The sequence below is a fragment of the Deltaproteobacteria bacterium genome, assembly GCA_030654105.1.
Lineage (GTDB): Bacteria > Desulfobacterota > SM23-61 > SM23-61 > SM23-61 > JAHJQK01.
In genome coordinates this window covers 1-4,921 of record JAURYC010000187.1, presented here as the reverse complement: position 1 = coordinate 4,921, position 4,921 = coordinate 1, and the positions used below count along the sequence as shown (strand labels likewise).

Genomic DNA, 4,921 nt, shown 5'->3' with positions numbered 1-4,921 from the left:
TAGAGGCCATCAGGAAGCAGGCCGAGAAGGTCTGCTTTGTCGCTCCCGGCGTGGCCTACGAGTCCCGTTCCTTCTTGGGGAAGGCTTTGGCGGAAGTCACTCCCGGTGATCTGAAAAAATTCTTTTTTACCCTCGGAGGGGCCGACGCCAATGAAAATGCTGTAAAAATGGCCCGGGCTTACACCAAGAAATGGAAGATCGTCACCCGCTACCGCTCCTATCACGGGGCTACTTATGGGGCCATTGCTTTGTCGGGAGATCCGCGGAGGCCGCCCGTTGAACCCGCCATGCCCGGGGTCGTTCGGGTCTTCGATCCTTATTGCTACCGCTGTTCATTCGGGCTTACTTACCCATCATGCGATCTTCGTTGCGCGGCATCCGTGGCCGAAGTCATCCAATACGAAACGCCGGAGACCGTGGCGGCCGTATTGGTGGAGACGGTGGTGGGCAGTAATGGTCTCATCGTCCCTCCGGATGGGTACCTGCAGAAACTGCGGGAGATCTGCACGCAAAATGGGGTGCTGCTGATTGCCGATGAAGTCATGTGTGGATTTGGGCGAACGGGAAAGTGGTTTGGCGTGGACCATTGGAAGGTAATCCCGGATATGATTACGATGGCCAAAGGTTTGACTTCAGGATATGTGCCTCTGGGCGCCGTGGCCCTTTCCAAAAAAATTACGGATGTATTAGACCAGCAGATGCTTTACGCAGGCTTAACCTACAATGCCCACCCTCTGGCTTGCGGCGCTGCCATCGCCACTTTGCAAGTATACAAAGAAGATAGATTGATAGAGAACACCGTGGCCATGGGCGAAGTAGTCCGCCGAGAGCTGGAGGCCTTGAAAGCCAAACACAGGTGTGTAGGAGATGTCCGCGGGATTGGCCTTTTTTGGGCCATCGAGCTGGTCAAAGATAAAAAAACCCGTGAACCCCTGGTAAAGTGGAACGCCATGGGGGCGGAGGCGGCTATCAGCCGGGAGATCAACAAACGTCTGCTGGAAGGAGGCGTTTATACAACCGTGCGCTGGAATTTCCTATTCATTGCCCCCCCGCTTTGCATAAAAGAGGACGAACTTCGAGAAGGGTTAAGGGTGATCGATAAAGTATTGGAGTATGCGGATACGCAGGCAGGCTGAAAGGTGCATTCAAGGAAGGATTATGACGGAGAAAATGATCCGAAAAGCGTATTCCTTGCCCAAGGAAATGACTGCTGAGGTCATCCTCTGGGGCGGGAATATTCTTACCATGGACCCAAGGAGGCCGAAAGCCCAGGCTGTAGCCATTAAAAGTGGCCGGTTTTTAAAAGTAGGGAGGGATGCAGAAATCAAAGCTCTGGCCGGGGGAAAGACCAAAACCATTGCCCTCCAAGGACGTACGGTCACGCCTGGCTTCATCGATTCCCATCAACATTTATCCCAAGAGGGAACAAACCTCCTGCAAATTGACTGCAACCCGAAACTCTGTAGGTCAATCACCCATATCCAGCGGGTAGTCCGGAAGGAAGCCAAACGTAAGCCTTCGGGAGAGTGGATCCGGGGCGTGGGCTACGATGACACTAAAACAGTTGACCAACGCCTTTTGAACCGCGGGGATCTTGATGAAGTTTCCCCTGACCACCCGGTGTTTATCCAACATGTTAGCGGCCACTGGGGTGTAACGAACAGCAAAGGGTTGCAAGCGGGGGGCGTTGCTGAAGATTCCCCCGATCCGAAAGGAGGAGCCTACGGGCGCGATCCTCGAACCGGGAAGTTGAATGGTATCCTTTATGAGCGGGCGGAGTTTGCCTATATTTTTGAAGGTATGACCGGCCAGCCTCCGATTATTCCTCCCTTTTCTCTGAAAGATCGAATAAAAGGTTTACGCATAGCCTGTGACCAATACCTGGCTTCGGGAATTACCAGCGTAAACGACGCCTTAGTCTCCGCCATGACCTTGGATACCTACCAGGAAGTATGGAAGAAGAGGGAACTCAGATTGCGCGTCTATATGCTCATTACCTATGAATATCTTCCCCACCTCCAGGCCCTGGGGCTGAAGACGGGATTTGGGGATGAATGGCTGAAGGTTGGCGGGATCAAGATCATCGCCGACGGGGCCATTGCCGGCCGCACGGCCTTCCTCTCTGCACCGTACATTGGAACCCAGAATAAGGGGATTCTGGTCGCAGAATCCGAGGAGGCCCTGCATGAATCCATCCTCAGGGGTCATCAAGCTGGATTCCAGGTCTGTGTCCATGCCAACGGAGATCGAGCCATTGAAATGACCCTGGACGGGTTTGAAAAAGCCCTGAGAAAATATCCCCGAAAGGACCACCGCCACCGCCTGGAACACTGCACGGTGGTTAACCGGGGAATCCTGAAACGCATGAAGCAACTCAAGCTTTTGGCCGTCCCCTTTGGCTCCTATATCCACTATCACGGGGAAAAAATGATCCTTTATTATGGTCAGGAGCGGGTGGAAATGATGTTCGCCCACCGATCTTTCCTGGATTATGGCATCCCGGTCTCTGGAAGCTCGGATAATCCCTGTGGGCCTTATGAGCCGCTCCTGGGGATTCAAAGCTGCGTCACCCGTAAGAGTGCGACCGGAGAAGTATTGGGGGCCGAGCAGAAGATCTCTGTTGATGAAGCCATCTATCTTTACACCATGGCTTCGGCCTATGCTTCTTTCGAAGAAAATCTCAAAGGGTCGATCACTACCGGGAAAGTGGCTGACCTGGTTATTTTGGGCGAAGATCCGCGGCGGGTGACCCCCGATGAGATTAAGGACATCCCGGTGGAGATGACCATGGTCGGGGGAAGAATAGAATATAGAAAGGCGTGAGGCACAAGGCGATAAGCGATAGGCAATAGGCGATGGGCCAAAGGCAATGATCAATGACCAATGACTTAATGACTATTTTCTTTTCTTAAGGAGGAAATTTTAAGATGGGAAAGCAGATAAAAAAGGGAAACTTTTTTGGACTTTCTCTGATTTTTTTCAGCCTGATCCTGGGGGGGATTTTTTCCTCCGAGGCCCTGGCGCAAAAACCAATTTATGGAGGGACACTGACCATTGCCCTCTCGGCTGAGCCTCCCGGATTGGATCCGACTACAAGCCCGGCGGCCACGATCAAGCGAGTGGTCCACTACAACATGCTGGAAGGTCTGCTCAAGGTTGACCGCAATGGTAAAGTAGTCCCCGCTCTGGCGAAAAGTTACAACATTTCTAAGGATGGAAGAGAATACACCTTCAATCTGTACCAAGGGATCAAGTTTCATGATGGGAGCCCCTGCACAGCCGAAGACGTGAAATTTTCTTTCGAAAGACTTTTAGACCCCAAGACGGCCGCCGTCAATCGGAAATATTACATGGGGGTAGAATCCATCCAGGTCATCAATCCTTTGACCGTGAAGTTTAAAGTGAAAAAATTCGATTCTAACTTTCTTTTTAATGTAGCAAGGGGCGATGCCGTGATTGTTTCCCGGCAAGCCATAGACCGTCTGAAAAGCCAGCCCGTCGGGACCGGCCCTTTCCGATTTGTCGAATGGAAGCGGGGAGACAGTGTGGTTATGGTCAGGAACCCCGACTATTACGTCAAAGGAATTCCTTACCTGGAAAAGGTAGTTTTTAAATTCATCCCTGATCCCAGTGCGCAGCTGGCCGCCCTCCGTGCGGGGGATGTGGATGTACTTGCTTATGACCTGAGTCCGGAAAATGCTCCTATGCTGGAGAAGGACCCGCGTTTTAAAGTGCTTAAGGGTCACACCACCACGGACGTTATCATGGCCATCAACAACTCCCGGAAACCCTTCAATGACCCACGGGTTCGCCAGGCCATCACCCTAGCCATCGACCGGAAGGCGATCATCGAGGGGGCCGTGGCGGGGTATGGATCTCCCATCGGCAGTCATATGGACCCAACCAACCCTTATTATATAGACCTTTCAGGGCTCTATCCTTACAATCTGGAGAAAGCTAAAAAACTCTTGGCGGAGGCAGGTTATCCCAATGGATTCGAAGCGGTACTTAAACTTCCCGAGCCTTATGCCTATGCGCGGAGATCAGGAGAGATTATAGCCGACCAGCTTTCCAAGGTGGGAATCAAGTTAACCCTTGAGGTTATCCAGTGGGGCCAATGGATTGACCGGATTTTCAAGAATGCTGAATATGATCTGACGGTCATCGGCCATGCCGAACCCTTCGACATCGAAATTTATGCACGGCCGAATTATTACTTCCGTTACCACAATCCCAATTTTCAGGAGCTAATAAAAAAAGCTGAAGAGGAAATGAGTGAACCGGCCCGGAAAAAGATTTATGAGGAAGCGCAGCGGATGCTTGCCGATGACTTTGTCAATGCGTACCTTTTTGTCTATCCGGCTCTGCCGGCGATGAAAAAAGAGGTAACGAACTGGTGGAAAGATTATCCCACGATCGCCGCCGACGCCACGGAAGTTTACCTGCAGAAATAAAAAATAATGGGACGCAGATCAACGCAGAAAAAACGGATATTCAATAGAAAAGAAACTAAAGATTTTAGTATCTGCGGTTATCTGCGGTTATCTGCGTCCAATGAATTCCTATGTTCGCTTTTCTCGGCAAACGCATCCTCATTTTGATCGCCACTCTTCTTCTGGTTTCCGGGATGATCTTCATTGTCCTCCAGGTCATCCCGGGAGATCCGGCCCAGATCATTTTGGGCATTCAGGCCACCCCCGAAAATTTGCAGGAGCTACGCCATAAATTAGGACTGGACCAGCCCCTCGCAATCCAGTATTGGAATTGGCTTAGGGCTTTGGTCCGGGGGGATTTTGGCCGGTCGATTACCTATGAAGTCCCCATCAGCACCTTGATCGCCTCGCGCTTGCCAGTAACCATTCCCCTGGCCATCCTTGCTATATTTTTCGCCGTCATCTTCTCCATCCCTCTGGGAATTTAT

The 4,921-nt window shown here is 51.5% G+C and carries 4 protein-coding genes; all 4 read left to right on the top strand.

Going from position 1 to position 4,921, the window contains the following annotated elements; all coding sequences use genetic code 11:
* On the top strand, positions 1 to 1,136 hold a 1,136-nt coding region (locus Q7V48_07815; protein ID MDO9210640.1), incomplete at its 5' end, for an aminotransferase class III-fold pyridoxal phosphate-dependent enzyme.
* A 22-nt stretch (positions 1,137 to 1,158) separates the two neighbouring features.
* Entirely contained in the window at positions 1,159 to 2,823 is a 1,665-nt protein-coding gene (locus tag Q7V48_07810) for an amidohydrolase (protein ID MDO9210639.1), read from the top strand.
* Between the two features lie 104 nt (positions 2,824 to 2,927).
* Positions 2,928 to 4,454 carry an ABC transporter substrate-binding protein gene (locus Q7V48_07805; GenBank protein ID MDO9210638.1) on the top strand — a complete coding sequence of 509 codons (1,527 nt, stop codon included), beginning with the start codon at positions 2,928 to 2,930 and terminating at the stop codon, positions 4,452 to 4,454.
* Between the two features lie 110 nt (positions 4,455 to 4,564).
* Positions 4,565 to 4,921, top strand: a 357-nt coding sequence (locus Q7V48_07800) for an ABC transporter permease (GenBank protein ID MDO9210637.1), incomplete at its 3' end; no start/stop codon positions are given.

Excerpts from the sequence above, each read along its gene's own strand:
- Q7V48_07805 (MDO9210638.1), top strand. The coding sequence starts at position 2,928 with ATGGGAAAGCAGATAAAAAAGGGAAACTTTTTTGGACTTTCTCTGATT.
- Q7V48_07810 (MDO9210639.1), top strand. The coding sequence starts at position 1,159 with ATGACGGAGAAAATGATCCGAAAAGCGTATTCCTTGCCCAAGGAAATG.